Source organism: Vibrio sp. IB15 (assembly GCF_016406055.1).
Taxonomy (GTDB): domain Bacteria; phylum Pseudomonadota; class Gammaproteobacteria; order Enterobacterales; family Vibrionaceae; genus Vibrio; species Vibrio chagasii.
Genome location: NZ_JAEFCE010000081.1, coordinates 1 through 17,220 on the forward strand (window position 1 = coordinate 1; position 17,220 = coordinate 17,220).

Annotated in this window: 16 protein-coding genes; 2 read left to right on the forward strand and 14 right to left on the reverse strand. The window is 45.3% G+C overall.

The features are described from left to right. Positions 1-133 precede the first annotated feature (133 nt). The 5 genes from rplS to ffh all read right to left on the reverse strand — a co-directional run bounded on the left by rplS (position 134) and on the right by ffh (position 3,747). Positions 134-487, reverse strand: a complete 354-nt coding sequence (gene rplS, locus JC606_RS21035) for a 50S ribosomal protein L19 (RefSeq protein ID WP_004738151.1) — start codon at positions 485-487, stop codon at positions 134-136. A 59-nt stretch (positions 488-546) separates the two neighbouring features. After that, the gene (gene trmD / locus JC606_RS21040) at positions 547-1,287 is read right to left on the reverse strand and encodes a tRNA (guanosine(37)-N1)-methyltransferase TrmD (RefSeq protein WP_061032468.1); all 741 of its coding nucleotides are present in this window, start codon (positions 1,285-1,287) and stop codon (positions 547-549) included. A gap of 27 nt (positions 1,288-1,314) precedes the next feature. After that, complete coding sequence (rimM, locus tag JC606_RS21045) at positions 1,315-1,869, reverse strand: ribosome maturation factor RimM (RefSeq protein WP_032554095.1); 555 nt, start codon at positions 1,867-1,869, stop codon at positions 1,315-1,317. Between the two features lie 24 nt (positions 1,870-1,893). After that, complete coding sequence (gene rpsP, locus JC606_RS21050) at positions 1,894-2,142, reverse strand: 30S ribosomal protein S16 (RefSeq protein WP_004410028.1); 249 nt, start codon at positions 2,140-2,142, stop codon at positions 1,894-1,896. A gap of 219 nt (positions 2,143-2,361) precedes the next feature. Continuing rightward, positions 2,362-3,747 (reverse strand): signal recognition particle protein, encoded by a 1,386-nt coding sequence (ffh, locus tag JC606_RS21055; protein WP_004738144.1) that lies wholly within the window; start codon positions 3,745-3,747, stop codon positions 2,362-2,364. A gap of 200 nt (positions 3,748-3,947) precedes the next feature. Here ffh and JC606_RS21060 point away from each other — a divergent pair, with 200 nt between their 5' ends. Continuing rightward, entirely contained in the window at positions 3,948-4,742 is a 795-nt protein-coding gene (locus tag JC606_RS21060; RefSeq protein WP_004738143.1) for a cytochrome C assembly family protein, read from the forward strand. A 127-nt stretch (positions 4,743-4,869) separates the two neighbouring features. Continuing rightward, on the forward strand, positions 4,870-6,141 hold the full coding sequence (locus JC606_RS21065; RefSeq protein ID WP_008221067.1) for an HlyC/CorC family transporter: 1,272 nt from the start codon (positions 4,870-4,872) through the stop codon (positions 6,139-6,141). Positions 6,142-6,250: 109 nt separating this feature from the next. Here JC606_RS21065 and luxS read toward each other — a convergent pair whose 3' ends face one another. From luxS to JC606_RS21110, 9 genes are all read right to left on the reverse strand, one after another. Next, positions 6,251-6,769, reverse strand: coding sequence for an S-ribosylhomocysteine lyase (gene luxS, locus JC606_RS21070; RefSeq protein WP_008221069.1), 519 nt, complete (start codon positions 6,767-6,769; stop codon positions 6,251-6,253). 24 nt (positions 6,770-6,793) lie between these two features. Beyond that, entirely contained in the window at positions 6,794-7,444 is a 651-nt protein-coding gene (locus tag JC606_RS21075; protein WP_198779367.1) for a transglycosylase SLT domain-containing protein, read from the reverse strand. A gap of 10 nt (positions 7,445-7,454) precedes the next feature. After that, positions 7,455-9,023 (reverse strand): glutamate--cysteine ligase, encoded by a 1,569-nt coding sequence (gene gshA, locus JC606_RS21080; RefSeq protein WP_198779368.1) that lies wholly within the window; start codon positions 9,021-9,023, stop codon positions 7,455-7,457. A gap of 99 nt (positions 9,024-9,122) precedes the next feature. Next, positions 9,123-11,981, reverse strand: coding sequence for a M16 family metallopeptidase (locus JC606_RS21085; RefSeq protein WP_137408064.1), 2,859 nt, complete (start codon positions 11,979-11,981; stop codon positions 9,123-9,125). Positions 11,982-11,990: 9 nt separating this feature from the next. Further along, positions 11,991-12,452, reverse strand: coding sequence for a YqaA family protein (locus JC606_RS21090; RefSeq protein ID WP_004741880.1), 462 nt, complete (start codon positions 12,450-12,452; stop codon positions 11,991-11,993). 6 nt (positions 12,453-12,458) lie between these two features. Beyond that, the gene (locus JC606_RS21095) at positions 12,459-13,412 is read right to left on the reverse strand and encodes an NADP-dependent oxidoreductase (RefSeq protein ID WP_137408063.1); all 954 of its coding nucleotides are present in this window, start codon (positions 13,410-13,412) and stop codon (positions 12,459-12,461) included. 153 nt (positions 13,413-13,565) lie between these two features. After that, positions 13,566-14,696, reverse strand: a complete 1,131-nt coding sequence (locus JC606_RS21100) for a sodium ion-translocating decarboxylase subunit beta (protein ID WP_004741882.1) — start codon at positions 14,694-14,696, stop codon at positions 13,566-13,568. Positions 14,697-14,705: 9 nt separating this feature from the next. Next, positions 14,706-16,493 carry a sodium-extruding oxaloacetate decarboxylase subunit alpha gene (gene oadA, locus JC606_RS21105; RefSeq protein WP_198779369.1) on the reverse strand — a complete coding sequence of 596 codons (1,788 nt, stop codon included), beginning with the start codon at positions 16,491-16,493 and terminating at the stop codon, positions 14,706-14,708. Positions 16,494-16,524: 31 nt separating this feature from the next. Then, on the reverse strand, positions 16,525-16,782 hold the full coding sequence (locus tag JC606_RS21110) for an oxaloacetate decarboxylase subunit gamma (protein WP_004741884.1): 258 nt from the start codon (positions 16,780-16,782) through the stop codon (positions 16,525-16,527). Positions 16,783-17,220: the final 438 nt, after the last annotated feature.

Sequence of the window (17,220 nt, forward strand, 5' to 3'; positions counted from 1 at the left end):
GACGCTGTCAGTTGAGGTGGGGAGTCCATACCATTGAACGAGTTGGGGATCTCTTAACTGCGAAACTCTAAATAGCAGGCACAAAAAAGCGGAGCCAAATGGCTCCGCTTTTATCGATAGAATGCAAAAAGAATTACTTCTTAGCAAGCTTCTCTTTAATACGAGCAGACTTACCAGAACGCTCACGTAGGTAGTACAACTTGGCACGACGTACTGCACCACGGCGTTTAACTTCGATGCTATCAACCATTGGAGAGTGAGTTTGGAACGCACGCTCTACACCTTCACCGTTCGAGATCTTACGAACTGTGAATGCAGAGTGAAGACCACGGTTACGAATAGCGATTACTACGCCTTCGAAAGCCTGTAGACGCTCACGGTCACCTTCTTTTACCTTAACCTGAACTACAACAGTGTCACCTGGTGCGAATTTAGGAAGGTCTGATTTTAGTTGCTCTTCTTCAAGAGCCTTAATGATGTTGCTCATTTGTATAAATTCCTAGAATAAACTGATACTAAATTTAATAGGTTACTGCTTGCTTTTCGTTAAGAGCGTTGCTCTTTAATGAATTCAGCCAGTAATTGTTCCTGTTCGTCAGTCAGAGCTAGGTTTTCCAGGAGTTCTGGTCTTCTTAGCCAAGTTCGGCCCAACGATTGTTTTAATCGCCAGCGACGAATGTCCTTATGGTTTCCAGACTTGAGTACCGAAGGCACCTCTTTGTCGTCTAGCACCTCAGGGCGCGTATAGTGAGGGCAATCTAGCAAACCATTTGCAAAAGAATCTTCTTCTGCTGAAGCGAAATCTCCAAGTACACCCGGTACAAACCGAGATACTGAATCAATCAGCGTCATGGCTGGCAGTTCACCACCCGTCATCACAAAATCTCCAATCGACCATTCTTCGTCGACTTCAGATTGAATGATGCGCTCATCTACCCCTTCGTAGCGACCACAAATAAGAAGTAAATTCTCGTTTGTTGCCAGCTCTTCAACACCTTTCTGGTCGAGTTTACGACCTTGAGGTGAAAGATAGATAACTTTCGTCTTTCCCGGTGATGCTTGTTTGGCAGTTTGGATAGCGTCGCGCAAAGGCTGAACCATCATTAACATGCCAGGACCACCACCGTAAGGTCTGTCATCAACAGTGCGATGCTTATCATGAGTGAAATCGCGAGGATTCCATGTCTCAATAGATAAAAGACCTTTCTTTACCGCTTGACCCGTTACTCCAAAATCAGTAACTGAACGGAACATTTCAGGAAATAGGCTAATTACGCCAACCCACATGTGTTCTCTCGCTCTATGATTTTAAAGTTAGAATCCAGGATCCCAGTCAACTTCGATCCGTTGAGCTTCGCGATCAACTTTCTTGATCACTTGCTCTTCAAGGTACGGTACTAACCGTTCCTTTTGTCCGAAAGCATCCTTAAGATTTGCTTTGATTACTAGAACATCGTTTGAGCCAGTTTCTAGCATGTCGGTAACGACACCTAGATCGTAACCTTTAGTGGTTACAACTTGCATACCAAACAATTCACGCCAGTAGAATTCCTCTTCTGACAATTCAGGTAATGAAGCAGGGTCTATTGCGATTTCAAAGTTAGTCAGTAGATGAGCGTCCTCGCGAACCTCAAAACCTTCCAGCTTACACACCATACCTTTGTTATGGCGCTTCCAGCTTTCTACTTTGAATTCAACCCACTTCCCCTTTTGGTTAACGTACCAAGGAGAGTAATCAAATATGCTTTCAGCGTTGTCTGTGTAGGAAAAAACTTTAAGCCAGCCACGAATGCCATAGGTAGCACCAAACTTGCCCATAACAATTTTTTCGTCTTGCTTGCTCATCGTTTCTTTACCCTTCATCGACATAAGCTATTTCTCTTTAAAAAAGAATTAAGCCGCTTTTTGAGCGTCTTTAACTAGCTTAGCTACACGATCAGATAGAGATGCGCCTTGACCAACCCAGTGGTTAACGCGATCTAGGTCTAGACGTAGACCTTCTTCTTGACCTTGAGCAGTAGGGTTAAAGAAACCTACTTTCTCGATGAAACGGCCAGTTGCAGCGTTACGGCTATCCGCAACTACGATTTGATAGAATGGACGCTTCTTAGCGCCGTGACGTGCCAAACGAATGGTTACCATGTCGTCCTCTTTGCTTTCTTAATAAAATAATTAACCCCAATAACCATTTATCACTAAACAGCTTGGGGTCTCGTGCCAAATTAAAGCCCCGGAATTTTACTCTTATTCCGGGGCAATGCAAGGGATTTAGCTATTTTTTCACCAACATAGTGCCTGTATTCTTTCTGTGACACAGATAACACTATGAAAAGTAAAGGTGCTGCAGGTTACATTAGGCGATTATCGGCCGAACGGGTTGAAGCCGCCGCCCATACCACCCATGCCGCCCATCATACCTTGCATGTTACGCATCATGCCTTTCATGCCACCTTTCTGCATTTTCTTCATCATCTTCTGCATTTGGGTGAACTGCTTAAGCATGCGGTTTACATCTTGTACCTGTGTACCAGAGCCAGCGGCAATACGTTTTTTACGCGAGCCTTTAATTAGTTCAGGACGTTGACGCTCTTTCATGGTCATAGAGTTGATGATCGCTTCCATCTGCTTGAACATTTTATCATCAACTTTATCTTTCACGTTGTCTGGTAGCTGAGACATACCTGGAAGCTTATCCATCATGCCCATCATGCCGCCCATGTTTTGCATCTGACCTAGCTGTTCACGGAAGTCTTCAAGGTCAAAACCTTTCTTCTCTTTGAACTTCTTAGCCAGTTTCTCTGCTTTCTCGGTATCAACGTTTTTCTGTAGGTCTTCAATAAGCGACAGAACGTCACCCATACCTAAGATACGAGAAGCAACACGATCAGGGTGGAATGGTTCTAGTGCGTCAGTTTTCTCACCAACACCTAAGAATTTGATTGGCTTACCTGTGATATGACGAACAGACAGCGCTGCACCACCACGCGCATCACCATCAACTTTCGTTAAGATAACACCGGTTAGTGGAAGAGCATCACCAAAGGCTTTTGCCGTATTCGCCGCATCTTGACCTGTCATAGCATCAACAACGAATAGAGTTTCTACTGGGTTGATTGCAGTATGAAGCTCTTGGATCTCGCCCATCATCTCTTCATCAATCGCTAAACGACCTGCGGTATCGACAAGCAGCACGTCGTAGAATTTCTTCTTCGCGTGGTCGATTGCAGCGTTAGCAATATCAATAGGCTTCTGGTCAGCCGAAGATGGAAAGAAGTCAACGCCGACATCGCTAGCTAACGTTTCAAGTTGTTTGATCGCCGCAGGACGGTAAACGTCGGCAGACACAACCAATACTTTCTTCTTGTCACGCTCTGTCAGCAATTTAGATAGCTTACCTACCGATGTGGTTTTACCCGCACCTTGTAGACCAGCCATTAAGATAACCGCTGGCGGTTGCGCTGCTAGGTTAAGTGCTTCGTTAGACTCACCCATCACAGCTTCAAGTTCAGCTTGAACGATCTTAATGAATTCTTGGCCAGGAGTTAGAGATTTAGAAACCTCAACACCCACAGCGCCTTCTTTTACGCGCTTAACAAAATCGCGAACAACTGGCAGTGCCACGTCAGCTTCAAGAAGCGCCATACGCACTTCACGTAGCGTATCTTTAATATTGTCTTCGGTCAGACGACCTTTACCGCTGATATTCTTCAGCGTTTTGGATAGACGATCCGTTAAATTATCAAACATAGTTTTCTCTTCGCTCAATCCTGCGACTATTAAGTTGAGTATACATTAGCGTGGATTAGAGTCATACCCGTTGTAGAGCGTTAATCATCCACGCTTGTGATGTGAGACGGTGTTCACTTGGAATTGATTGAGGTTCACCATAGCCCCAAAGAGCGATGCAAGGTATAATTCGCCAATTAGTAATCATTTTAATGGATACCATGGACAGTCTTATTGCGATCGCAGCAGCCTTTCTTTATACAATGGCGATTTCCACGATCATTCCAGGTCTCGTGCACCAAACAGGAATCCGTGTAAAAACGGTGTTTATCAGCGCATTACTTGCTCTAGCTTTCCATGCTTGGTTGCTTGGCGACTTAATCTTTAATGCCAGTGGTCAAAACCTCAGTATCTTAAACGTTGCGTCACTGATCAGTTTAATCATTTCTCTAGTGATGAGCGGTGCTATGCTCAAAACCAGACTGTGGTTCATTCTTCCTGTGGTTTATAGCTTCGCAGCACTGAACTTGATGGCGGCAACTTTTCTTCCAAGTACCTTCATCAAACATTTAGAGAATGACCCAAAACTGCTGATGCACATCTCTTTGGCGCTGTTTTCTTACGCGACGCTCACTATTGGTGCTCTATACGCACTGCAACTTGCGTGGCTAGATCACAAACTTAAAAAGAAGAAAGCACTGGTTATCAACCCTAACCTACCTCCATTAATGATGGTCGAAAGACAACTTTTCAAGATCATCCTAATCGGTAATGGCTTATTAACGGGTACCTTACTGACTGGTTTCATCTTCGTACAAGACATGTTTGCTCAAGGTAAAGCGCACAAAGCCGTATTGTCTTTTATTGCTTGGGTTATCTACTCCATTCTTCTGTGGGGTCATTACCAAAAAGGATGGCGTGGACAAAAGGTGACTTGGTTCGCCCTTGCTGGTGCTAGCATGCTCACATTAGCCTACTTCGGTAGTCGCTTCGTTCAGGAAATCATCCTGAGATAACACCCAAATTAAAGGCAAGGTCACGCATACCTTGCCTTTAAAATATTGAGTCAGATAGATTCAATTGACATCTCGACCATGTTCGGTCATAAATTAATCAAGATACACAAATAGGAAAAGAATAGTTTTGGACGACATATCAACGGGTATCTTATTTGCGCTACTCGCGTGTCTCATTGTAATTTCTGGTTATTTCTCTGGTTCCGAAACGGGCATGATGTCCTTGAACCGCTACCGTTTAAAGCACTTGGCCAACACGGGTCATAAAGGTGCAAAGCGCGTAGAAAAACTTCTGAACCGCCCCGACAGGTTGATAGGCCTCATTCTCATCGGTAACAACCTTGTCAACATTCTCGCTTCTGCGATCGCAACCATTCTTGGTATGCGTATCTACGGGGATATCGGTGTGGCTGTCGCAACCGGTACCCTGACTCTCGTGATCCTCGTATTCGCTGAGGTCACACCAAAAACCATCGCTTCTCTGTTTCCTGAACGTGTCTCCTACGCCAGCAGTATCTTGTTAATGATTCTGATGAAGGTGCTGTCACCACTGGTGATATTAGTGAACTTCATTACCAATGGCTTTATTCGTATTCTGGGTGTCAAAGCCAGTCACGACGCGACCGATCATTTGAGCTCTGAAGAGCTAAGAACCGTTGTAAATGAAGCGGGCAATCTGATACCTCAACGTCACCAAGATATGTTGGTGTCTATTCTAGATTTAGAGCACGTTACGGTGAACGACATCATGGTGCCTCGTAACGAGATTACCGGTATCGACATTAATGATGATTGGAAATCCATCGTTCGCCAGCTGACCCACTCCCCTCATGGCCGAGTTGTTCTTTATCGTGACCAAATTGATGAAGTAGTTGGCATGCTAAGGCTGCGCGAAGCGTATCGCTTGATGCTTGAAAAGAACGAATTCAACAAAGAGACTCTGCTGCGTGCCGCGGACGAAATCTACTTCATTCCTGAAGCAACCCCACTCAATATTCAACTACTAAAATTCCAACGCAACAAACAGCGCATCGGTCTAATCGTTGATGAGTACGGTGATATCAATGGCTTGGTTACATTAGAAGATATTCTAGAAGAGATTGTCGGTGAGTTTACTACTTCAATTGCACCAAGTTTATCTGACGAAATCACACCACAGAGCGATGGTAGCTTCCTCATTGAAGGCAGTGCAAACATCCGTGACATCAACAAAGGATTGCAGTGGGCACTCCCAACTGATGGCCCAAGAACGTTGAATGGTTTGATACTAGAACATCTGGAAGACATTCCAGAAAGCCATTTGAGTGTTCAGGTTGCCAGTCACCCTATGGAAATTGTGGAACTTGAAGAGAACCGCATCAAGCTAGTACGTGTGTTTCCACAAATCGTAAATGGATAACAGGTTCAGATAGTACTCGCTATTGACCTGCTAAGTGAGAAAATAGAAAGGCCCGGTTCAATGAACCGGGCCTTTTGATATCTTACTCATCGAGAATTAACTCAAATGATTAATCAACTTTAAGCTCTTTAAGCATCGACTCTGGCAGTGCTAGCTCGTCGTTCTTGTTTACTGAGATACCAGCAGCGATGATGGCATTCGCGATCTCTTTCGCTTCGTCTAAAGAGTGCATTGCCGCTGTACCACACTGGTATTCGTTCAGCTCAGGGATCTTATTCTGGCTCTCAACTTTCAACACGTCTTGCATTGCCGCTAACCAAGCATCAGCCACTTGCTGCTCTGAAGGTGTACCGATCAGGCTCATGTAGAAGCCTGTACGACAGCCCATAGGTGAAATATCGATGATCTCTACGTCTGAACCGTTCAGTTGAGCACGCATGAAACCTGCATATAGGTGCTCTAGAGTGTGGATACCTTTCTCAGATAGGATATCTTTGTTTGGTGCCGTAAAACGCAGGTCAAATACCGTGATGGTATCTCCTTTTGGAGTTTGCATTGTTTTCGCAACACGAACTGCTGGTGCGTTCATACGAGTGTGATCTACAGTAAAACTATCTAATAAAGGCATTGCTATTCTCCGTGACGGTTGGCTTTAGAAAAACCAACTTCGATTGTCTTCTAGTTCTTTGCGGCACTGTTTCAGTTGCCAGCCATAATCTTTTGCTTGCTGTTCGACTTTACGAGCCACCTTAATTAAAGATGGTTTGCTGTTATACGATTTACGCTTATAACCACCGCGGCCTTCATGGTAAGCCAAGTACTGGTTATATGGGTCCCATAGCGAGATACCGAGTTGACGACGCGTTTCACTGGTGTACCAGCCTATAAACATCAGCGCATCATCAAAGTTGGTTCTTGAGCCACCATTGTTGGTCGCTTTTTGGAAATCTTCCCAAGCTGGATCCTGAGCTTGAGCATAGCCATAAGCGCTGCTTACACGGCCCCAAGGAATAAACCCAAGGATGTAATCTTTTGGTGGGCGCGCATCATGACGGAAGCTACTCTCTTGTTTTACAAAAGCCATCGCTACATTGATGGGAGTGCCCCACTCTTCTTGCATATCTAAGGCATCTTCGTACCACGATGGATGCTCTCTGAAGATGCTACATAGGTTGTCTTGCTGTTTCGGCGGTGGTGTTGCACAACCAACCACAAGGCTAGAGACAACACCGACAGTGACTACAGGTAACCATTTACTACTCGCACGAGTAGGCTTACCTAATAAGGTTTGCTTCCTTTCCACCAACGTCTCGCTATGCTTTTAAATACGAAAAATAATCCGCTAAGAAGCTATCAAAATCTTGAGTGCTCGCTTCTTCACTTTGTTGCTGAGCTACCACAGAGCGTTGAACCTCTGCTTCCATCAGCTCAGCTGAATATACTTTGTATTGATGTGCTTTGTGCTGTTGAGCGTACGTTTTGCCTAGCGCACAGCCAACGTTACCTAAACCACCTAACTTCTTAGTCTCTTCTAGCAATTGGCCAGAAATGGTTAGCTCTGGGTTATCAATCCAAGCTTCAAGCGTATCGCAGGTTTCTTGGTAAGCTCGGCCGCCTTGTTCAGCATCCATCATCTCAGCAATTGAGCGTAGGTCTTTGAACACGCGCTTAGCCCAATCTTGAAGAGACAATCGCTCACCGTGACAACCAATTTGCAGTTCTAGACCAACTTGACGACCTTCCAAGATCACCTTGTTCCAGTTATCACGCCAGCATTCAAGCTCACAGTTATCCATTTCAGCAGAGTCAGTTAGCACACTCCACGTTAGGAATAGATCTAAGAAGCGAACTTGCTGCTCAGTGATACCAATTGAGCTGAATGGGTTTACGTCTAAAGAGCGAACCTCGACGTACTCAACACCGCCACGAGCCATTGCTTCAGATGGTTTCTCACCACTCTTCGCCACACGCTTAGGACGAATAGGTGCGTAAAGCTCATTCTCAATTTGCAATACGTTGCTATTAAGCTGACGGTATTCGCTATCAACCTTAACACCAATCTCTGCAAACTCTTCAGATGGCGTGCGAATCGCTTGGTTTAAGCCTTCAAGGTACTGACCTAGGCTGTTAAAGCCTATCTTCAATACGCTTTGTGCGCTGTTAGTGTAACCAAGATCACTCAGACGCAGCGCCGTTGCTTTTGGTAGATACAGTGTCTCGCCAACCTTTTCAAAAGGTAGGTTGGTTTCTCTTCCTTTGATGAAAGAAGAACATAATGCTGGCGAAGCACCAAAGAAGTATGGGATTAACCAACCAAAGCGGTAGTAGTTACGGATCAAACCGAAATACGCATCTGACTTAGCTTCACAACGCGCCTCTTCTGTTTGCTTTCCAAATAGGCTATCCCAGAAGCTTTCAGGGAAAGAGAAATTGAAGTGCACACCAGAAATAATCTGCATCAAGCTACCGTAACGACGTTTCAAGCCTTCTCGGTATAACGTTTTCATTTTACCGTTATTAGACGTGCCGTATTGCGCGAGCTGAATGTAATCTTCGCTACCAACGTAACAAGGCATAGAGAGCGGCCACAGCTTTTCGCCGTCTAACTTGGTTTGCGTGAAGTGATGAATATCAGACAACTGATTCAAAAGAGTAGGAACATCATTTGAAACAGGCGTGATAAATTCCAGTAACGACTCAGAGAAATCGGTTGTTACCCACTCGTTCATCAACGCAGAACCTAAAGCCTTAGGGTGCGGCCCAGTAGCAAGGTGCCCATCTTCCGTGTAGCGTAATGTTTCCCTTTCAACACCACGACCAAATTGAGAGAAGGTCTTAGGGTTGGTTGCAACTTGCTTTAGTCGCGCAGCAAAATCAGTCAAAATTCAGTTCACTTATCTTATATCGTTCCGATTAGAACTATCATAAATTAGGTTGGAGGAGAAAAGTAGAGTCTCTTCCCTCCCCCTTTAATGTGTACTCTAACGAATGATTTCAAGCTCTTCTATTGGAATATCTAACTTTTCTAATTGAGGGCGAAGCGAAGCCGCATCACCAACCACAATTATTTGATAATCATTCGGGTCGAACCATTTCTTCGATAGTTCATTCAATGTCTCTTTTGAGACCGTCTCAACTATCTGATTACGTTGTTGTAGGTAATCTTCATCAAGGCTCAATGCGACAATATTACTCAACAAACCAGCCTTTTGACTTGGCGTTTCGTATTTGAGCGCATCTTGTTGACCGACGGCAAGGCGCATAAATTTCACCTCATCATCAGTTAATCCACTTTGACTAAACTCATTCAGTTCATTAATAAACTCTTGAATCGATGGCACTGTCGCATTCGCTCTTACCTGCGCGCTAAATACCACCGCGCCCGTTTCGCGTGTACTGGCAAAGTAACCGCTCGCACCATAAGTGTAAGCCTTGTCTTCGCGTAGGTTTTGGTTGATACGGCTATTAAAGTTACCCGCTAGGTTAAAGTTAGCCAATTGGCTCTTGTATAGTTCACCTGTTGCATCAAAAGGCAGGCCTTTACGAACTAAGCGAACAATACTTTGCGGCGCACCCGGCTTATCAACTAAATATAAACGCTGCTCAGTCAGGTCTTTGACAATCTGTGGGCGTGTCAGCGGTGCCGCCTCGCCTTGCCACTCCTCAAAGAATTGTAGCTGCTTTCCAACCTCTTTCTTCGAGATGTCCCCTACAATAACAATATTAGCTCCCTCCGGAGTATAGTGTTGACTGTAAAACTGTTTTACATCGTCCAGAGTTAACGATTCTAAAGACTCTTTAGTACCATCACTTGCGCGAGCAAAAATACTGTCGCCAAACAGCACTTCACGGGTTGCTTGAGATGCCATCCAGCTTGGTTGTTGATGCTGATATACCACCCCTTCTAGCATCTGTTTCTTAACGCGTTCGAAATCTTGCTCATCGAACTTAGGCTCCAGCAAAACTTCTTGCACGATCGCTAAGGTTTGAGGCAGGTTTTTCTCTAGCGTAGAAATTGAAATATCTGTGGTGTAACTACCAGCATTGATACTCACACTGGTACCCAACTTATCTAGGGTCGCCTGTAGCTCTTCAACCGTTCGTTTAGTAGAGCCTTCTTCCATCATAGCGGCTGTTAGGTTTGCTAGGCCCTCTTGTCCTTTACGAACATAACGCTCACCTGCAGGTAGTTGGATTTGCATTTGTACCGTCGGCGTTTCGCCGGTTTCAGTACCAATCAAATCAGTACCGTTTGCAAAGTGCATGCGATACAGCTCTGGCATTGTCGCTTCGACACCAAAGGTCACCTCAGGCATCACACTTCGATCAAAGGTGTCCGTTGCTCTTCTGAAGTTCAGTTGGTCTTCCGTTACTTTACTGTATTCAGGCAAAGTACGTGGTGGCGTGGTAAATGTTGCTTCTCGAACCGCTAAATCAAGCTGCTTTTTCGGAACCACACTCAAAGTCACCTTGTGCTTGCCTTCGATGAAATCTTGGTAGGCCTTGCTCACGCTTTCAGGCGTGACGGCACGGATTTGATCCAGTTGGGACTCAATGCGATCTGGCTGACCATAGAAAGTTTGGTTAGATGCCAATTGCGACACTTTACCTTTAACACTTTGCAGTGCAAAAACCGCATCCGCTTCGGCCATTCCGGTAATCTGATCTAGGCGTTCTTGTTGAACGCCCTCTTTCGAGAACTTATCTAAGGTATTCATTAACTCTTTGTTGAGAGCCGTTAAGTCACCTTTTTTACCAGAATTACCCATCGCATAGACGTACATAGTACATGCCAACTCAGCACAATCGTGGAATGAGCCTGCACTCACGGCTTTTTGTGTCTTCACTAAGTTTTGGTAAAGGTAACTGTTAGTACCGGAACCTAAAACGTTAGACAGTGCATTCAGTGAAGCTTGTGTCTCTTCACCGCGATAAGTCGTTGGCCAACCAACCAATACCATTGGCTGACGAATGTTATCTTCTAGGGTGATGTACTTATCTTCCGTTAGTACCGCAGGTTGTTTCTCAGCCGGCTCAACCTCTGGACCTTTAGGGATCGGACCAAAGTATTTATTAACCCACTCCAGCGTATCGTCAACATCGATATCACCACCGATTGTCAGTACCGCATTATTTGGGCCGTACCAACGCAGGAAGAACGCCTTGAGGTCGTTTACATCAACGCGGTCAAGATCTTCTACATAGCCGATTGGTTGCCATGAGTAAGGGTGGCCTTCTGGGTAAAGCGCTTCACCCATGCGCTCCCACATCAAACCATAAGGGCGACTTTCATAGCTTTGAGCTCGTTCATTTTTAACCGTACCTCTTTGTACTTCGAATTTCTTCTGAGAAACCGCATCCAATAAGAAGCCCATTCGGTCTGACTCTAACCACAACATTTTCTCAAGCTGGTTTGAGGGAACCGTCTCAAAGTAGTTCGTGCGATCGCGGTTAGTGGTACCGTTTAAAGAACCACCCGCTTCTGTAATGATCTTGAAGTGCTGCTGATCGCCAACATTCTCAGAACCTTGGAACATCATATGCTCGAAGAAATGTGCAAAGCCTGACTTGCCTATCTCTTCACGTGCAGAACCGACATGGTAAGTCACATCCACATGCACAAGTGGATCAGAATCATCAGGAGAAAGAATAACGGTTAAGCCATTATCCAATTGATATTTAGTGTAAGGAATCACCACTTTATCTTTCGAGGGCTTAACCTCTTCTAAAAGAGTGACACCTTCTGGTAATGAGGAAAAGAAGGATGTTGAGCTAGGTACATTGTAAGAACAGCCGGCGATGGCGATAAGAGAAAATGTACCAAGTAAAACCTTTTTCATAGGTTCTCCTTAGAAAAAACCGAAATAGATAGCAGCAAGTAAGCTATAGCGAGCAGCTTTGCCAATCGCAATCAAGATAACGCTAGGGATGAATTTCATTCTCAGCCAACCAGCAGCTAGACACAAAGGATCACCGATAACGGGCAACCAACTGAATAGTAAAGTCCAGTAACCATAACGGCTTAGCCAAGCCATAGCCTTATGACCATGCTTTTCTGATTGAGTTCGATTAGGTAACCACAAACCAATCCAATAGTTAGTAAGACCGCCTAAGGTGTTGCCGAGTGTCGCTATCAGAATGATCGACGATGTTGAGAATTGATCTAAGCTCAATGCCGCGACAAGGCTCGCTTCAGAGCCTCCGGGCAACAAGGTGGCACTCAAGAAGCCACTGATAAATAAGACCCATAGCGCTGAATCAGAGAACCACAGCGCTATGTTTTCGAAAAGGGAATTAAAGAACTCTAGCACTGCATATTAACCTTCTTGCATCTTTAGCAGTACCTTGCCTCTGGTGTGTCCGGTTTCTACCTGCAGATGAGCCGACTGTGCCTCTTCCAGCGGGTAGATACCTTGAATTTCTGTTTTTAGCAATCCAACACTCACCATATAAAGCATGGTATCCATTTGCTCTGGGTTAGGTTCCACCAACATCCCTGATGCAGTGAAACCTAAAAGTTTTGCTTTCTCACAGATTAACTCTGCCGATAGGGTCGGCACGGCAACTACTCTCGCGCCATCCTTCAGGCACTTCAACGCGTCAAGCGCAGTATCGCCCCCCACCAAATCAATCAGCACGTCAACATCCGCCACACGTTCAGACGCCGGAGCAAATTTATAGTTGATAGCATGGGCACCTAGCGTTGCTAGGTAATCAAGGTTTGCTTCACTACAAGTGGTGTAAACCTCAGCTTTGGCTGCAACGGCGATTTGAACGGCAATGTGACCAACACCACCCGCACCCGCTAAAATGAGTACGCGATCGCCCTCTTTCACTTCCGCTTTATTGAGCGCTTGTGCCGCCGTTTGGCTAGCTAGAGGGAGAGCTGCTGCCGCTTCTAACGTTACAGAGTTAGGAATGATGCTCAGCGCAGTTTCAGGTACACACACATATTGGCTGTAGCCACCGCCTTGCAATGGGAAGCCGATAAAGCCCGCTACATTATCACCAACAGTAAAACGTTCAGCCTGTTCGCCTAACGTAACCACTTGCCCCGCGATATCGTAGCCTGGTACCCAAGGTAGGTTATCTTTGTTTTGTGCAGCCGCCCAACCTAGCCCTGCACGAGTTTTAACATCTATCGGATTGACGCCGGAAAAAGAGACCTTAACCACTACTTCGCCCGCTTTAGGCTCTGGTATTGCACTGGTTTGAAGTACAAGGTTTTCCACCCCACCAAACTCGGTAATCGCTATCTGTCTATTTTCCATTTAAACACGTCCCTAATTAGTTAAAACCTAACGAATAAAAGAAAGGGATGCACAAGCATCCCTTCGACTATAAACCATTTAATAAGGCTAAGTTAACCGCTCATTCGTAAATTGACGACCAATTAACGTAACGATACATGACCTAGCTATCCATTAGCCGACTAGCGCTAATAGAATACCGGCCGCAACCGCACTACCTAGTACACCTGCTACGTTCGGCCCCATTGCATGCATCAACAAGAAGTTCTGAGGGTTCGCCTCAAGACCAACCTTGTTCACAACACGAGCCGCCATTGGAACCGCTGATACACCAGCAGCACCTATCAGTGGGTTGATATCCTCTTTCGAGAAACGGTTTAATAGCTTCGCCATCAACACACCACCCGCAGTACCGATACTGAACGCTACCGCACCTAAGCCTAGAATACCTAACGTTTCTAAGTTCAAGAAGGTATCTGCTTGAAGCTTAGAACCTACACCCAAGCCAAGGAAGATAGTTACAACGTTGATCAGTTCGTTTTGTGCGGTCTTCGATAGACGGTCAACCACACCCGCTTCACGCATTAAGTTACCTAAACAGAACATACCAACCAGTGGTGTTGCTGAAGGTAGGAACAAGATCGTCATCAGTAACACTGCAAGTGGGAAAAGGATCTTCTCACCTTTGCTTACGTGACGAAGCTGAGCCATCTTAATTTTGCGCTCTTCTGGAGACGTTAACGCCTTCATGATTGGCGGCTGAATGATAGGAACTAAAGCCATGTAGCTGTATGCCGCTACAGCAATCGCACCGAGCAGATCTGGAGAGAGCTTACTCGCTAAGAAGATAGCCGTTGGGCCATCTGCACCACCGATGATTGCGATAGAAGAAGCATCTGCCATGGTAAATTCCATGCCTGGAATGTAGTTCAGCAAGATCGCACCAAACAGTGTTGCGAAAATACCGAACTGAGCAGCCGCACCTAACCACAAGGTTTTAGGGTTAGCAATCAACGCACCGAAGTCCGTCATCGCGCCCACGCCCATAAAGATCAGCAGCGGGAAAATACCCGTTTCAATACCAATGTAGTAAACGTAGTAAAGCAAACCACCTGGATCAGTAAATCCAGCATTTGGAATATTGGCTAATACAGCACCAAAACCAATCGGCAACAACAGTAAAGGTTCAAATCCTTTGCGGATCGCCAAAAACAACAGCAAGCAACCGACCAGCATCATACAGATCTGGCCGAACTCGAAGTTAGCAATCCCTGTTTCAGACCATAAGGTCATCAATCCTTCCATGGTACTCCCTTACGCTAGGCTTAGTAGTGGAGCGCCTACAGTAACTGCATCGCCTTCTTTAACATTCAGTTCTTGAACGATACCACCACGAGCAGCACGAACTTCCGTTTCCATCTTCATCGCTTCAAGAATAAGCAGAACGTCGCCTTCAGCGACTTCAGCGCCCGCCTGAACGTTAACTTTAAAGATGTTACCCGCTAATGGAGCTGGTACCGCTTCCGCGTCAGAGGCCGCTACCGGTGCAGCTTGTACCGCTTGAGCTGGTTTTGCTGATGGTGCTACTGACGTCAGCTCACCTTGTGGGCCAACTTCTACATCATAAACCTGACCATCCACTTTCACGCTGTAGCTCTCGATACCACCAGATACGGAAGCTGGTGCCGCTGCTGCCGCAGGAGCCGCAGCTTCTGCCGTTGGCGCTGGTTCAAATGCTTCAGGATTACGACGGTTCTTAAGGAACTTAAGACCCACTTGTGGGAACAGTGCGTAAGTCAGTACGTCATCTACCGTGTCTTCCGCTAGAGAGATACCTTCTGCTTTTGCTTTTTCTAGCAAATCAGTCGTTAGCTCATCCATTTCAGACTTCAGCAGATCTGCAGGGCGACAAGTGATCGCTTCCGCACCATCCAATACTTTAGCTTGCAGTTCTGCATCCACTTCAGCTGGAGCTTGACCGTATTCGCCTTTCAATAGACCCGCTGTTTCTTTAGTGATGCTCTTGTAGCGCTCGCCCGTTAGTACGTTAATAACCGCTTGAGTACCAACGATTTGAGAAGTTGGCGTTACCAAAGGAATGTAGCCAAGCTCTTTACGTACGCGTGGGATCTCTTCAAGCACCTCATCCATACGATCTGCAGCACCTTGCTCTTTTAACTGGCCTTCCATGTTAGTCAACATGCCGCCAGGAACCTGAGCAATCAAGATACGAGAATCAACACCTTTTAGTTGGCCTTCCCATTTCGCGTACTTTTTACGAACATCACGGAAGTAAGAAGCGATTGGCTCAATCTGCTCCAGCTTAAGGTTAGTATCACGCTCAGTACCTTCTAACATCGCCACAACCGTTTCTGTTGGTGTGTGACCGTAAGTACAGCTCATTGAAGAGATAGCGGTATCTAGAATATCGATACCCGCTTCAACGGCTTTAACTGCTGTTGCTGTAGAAAGACCCGTTGTCGCGTGGCTATGCAGTGCTAGAGGAACGTCACACGACGCTTTGATACGTGTAATTAATTCTTCAGCTTCGTAAGGCTTTAATAAACCTGACATATCTTTGATACATAGTGAATGACAACCTAGGTCTTCTAGACGCTTAGCCAAATCAACCCAAGTATCTGAGTTGTGGACAGGGCTGGTTGTGTAAGACAAAGTACCTTGAGCGTGACCACCAACATCAATTGTTGCTTTCACAGCTTTTTCAAAGTTACGTACATCATTCATCGCATCAAAAATACGGAATACGTCCATGCCGTTCTTATGGGCACGTTCAACAAATTTTTCGACTACGTCATCCGCGTAGTGGCGGTAACCCAACAGATTTTGACCACGCAGTAGCATCTGCATTGGTGTGTTTGGCATCGCTTTCTTTAGTTCACGTAGACGCTCCCATGGATCCTCTCCAAGAAAACGAATACACGAATCAAACGTCGCGCCGCCCCAAGTCTCAAGTGACCAGTAACCGACCTTATCTAGTTCTGCCGCTATTGGCAGCATATCTTCGATACGCATACGAGTAGCAAATAGTGACTGATGGGCGTCACGAAGTACCACGTCTGTGATAGCTAGTGGTTTAGACATGCTCATAAACTCCTTTTTAATCCTTTAAATGCTACTTAGCAGTCGACGCACGGTATTGATGAACCGCGGCCGAAATTGCTGCCACTACCTGTGGACTAACAGCTGAAGGGTTTGATTGTGATTTTTGAATTTTTTTAGGTGCTGCGATCGGCTCTGGTACTTCTTCTGGTACCAGTTTTGACATCAACCGAACGAGGTAAACTAGAATAGTTAGGAAAATAAAGACAACGGACATCCCCGTTATCATCAGAGTCGCCGCATCTCCTAGCAGGCTTCCAATATTAGTCATGTTGCTTCCTTTCTTCGTCATCCTGACATATGTACAGGATTTCAGCGAATAGTGATCCCGACCCTTGGATTATCTCGATTGGTAAAACTTTGTCAATTTTGTTTAAGGTTCTGTTACGGATAACGCACACATTAGGTTAATTATTCGCCTGTCAGATCACATAAATCTGTCAAATATGTAATTTTCGGAGAATTAAACTGTGACTTAAATAGAGCTTTTTTAAGAAATGATATGAGAAAGGTGGAATAACAAGGAAGTATTCGATAACCACTTAAAATACAACAAGTTAAATGTTAAGTTATTTTAACATTTAATCAACATTTACGTATCAGACATAAAAAAAGCCTCGTAAAAACGAGGCTTTTTTTATAATGTGGCGCGCTCTGGAGGATTCGAACCTCCGACCGCCTGGTTCGTAGCCAGGTACTCTATCCAGCT

Bases quoted from the DNA above. Each gene is read 5' to 3' on its own strand.
- rplS (WP_004738151.1), bottom strand. From the start codon at position 487: ATGAGCAACATCATTAAGGCTCTTGAAGAAGAGCAACTAAAATCAGAC.
- trmD (WP_061032468.1), bottom strand. From the start codon at position 1,287: ATGTGGGTTGGCGTAATTAGCCTATTTCCTGAAATGTTCCGTTCAGTT.
- rimM (WP_032554095.1), bottom strand. From the start codon at position 1,869: ATGTCGATGAAGGGTAAAGAAACGATGAGCAAGCAAGACGAAAAAATT.
- rpsP (WP_004410028.1), bottom strand. From the start codon at position 2,142: ATGGTAACCATTCGTTTGGCACGTCACGGCGCTAAGAAGCGTCCATTC.
- ffh (WP_004738144.1), bottom strand. From the start codon at position 3,747: ATGTTTGATAATTTAACGGATCGTCTATCCAAAACGCTGAAGAATATC.
- JC606_RS21060 (WP_004738143.1), top strand. From the start codon at position 3,948: ATGGACAGTCTTATTGCGATCGCAGCAGCCTTTCTTTATACAATGGCG.
- luxS (WP_008221069.1), bottom strand. From the start codon at position 6,769: ATGCCTTTATTAGATAGTTTTACTGTAGATCACACTCGTATGAACGCA.
- JC606_RS21085 (WP_137408064.1), bottom strand. From the start codon at position 11,981: ATGAAAAAGGTTTTACTTGGTACATTTTCTCTTATCGCCATCGCCGGC.
- JC606_RS21095 (WP_137408063.1), bottom strand. From the start codon at position 13,412: ATGGAAAATAGACAGATAGCGATTACCGAGTTTGGTGGGGTGGAAAAC.
- JC606_RS21100 (WP_004741882.1), bottom strand. From the start codon at position 14,696: ATGGAAGGATTGATGACCTTATGGTCTGAAACAGGGATTGCTAACTTC.
- oadA (WP_198779369.1), bottom strand. From the start codon at position 16,493: ATGTCTAAACCACTAGCTATCACAGACGTGGTACTTCGTGACGCCCAT.
- JC606_RS21110 (WP_004741884.1), bottom strand. From the start codon at position 16,782: ATGACTAATATTGGAAGCCTGCTAGGAGATGCGGCGACTCTGATGATA.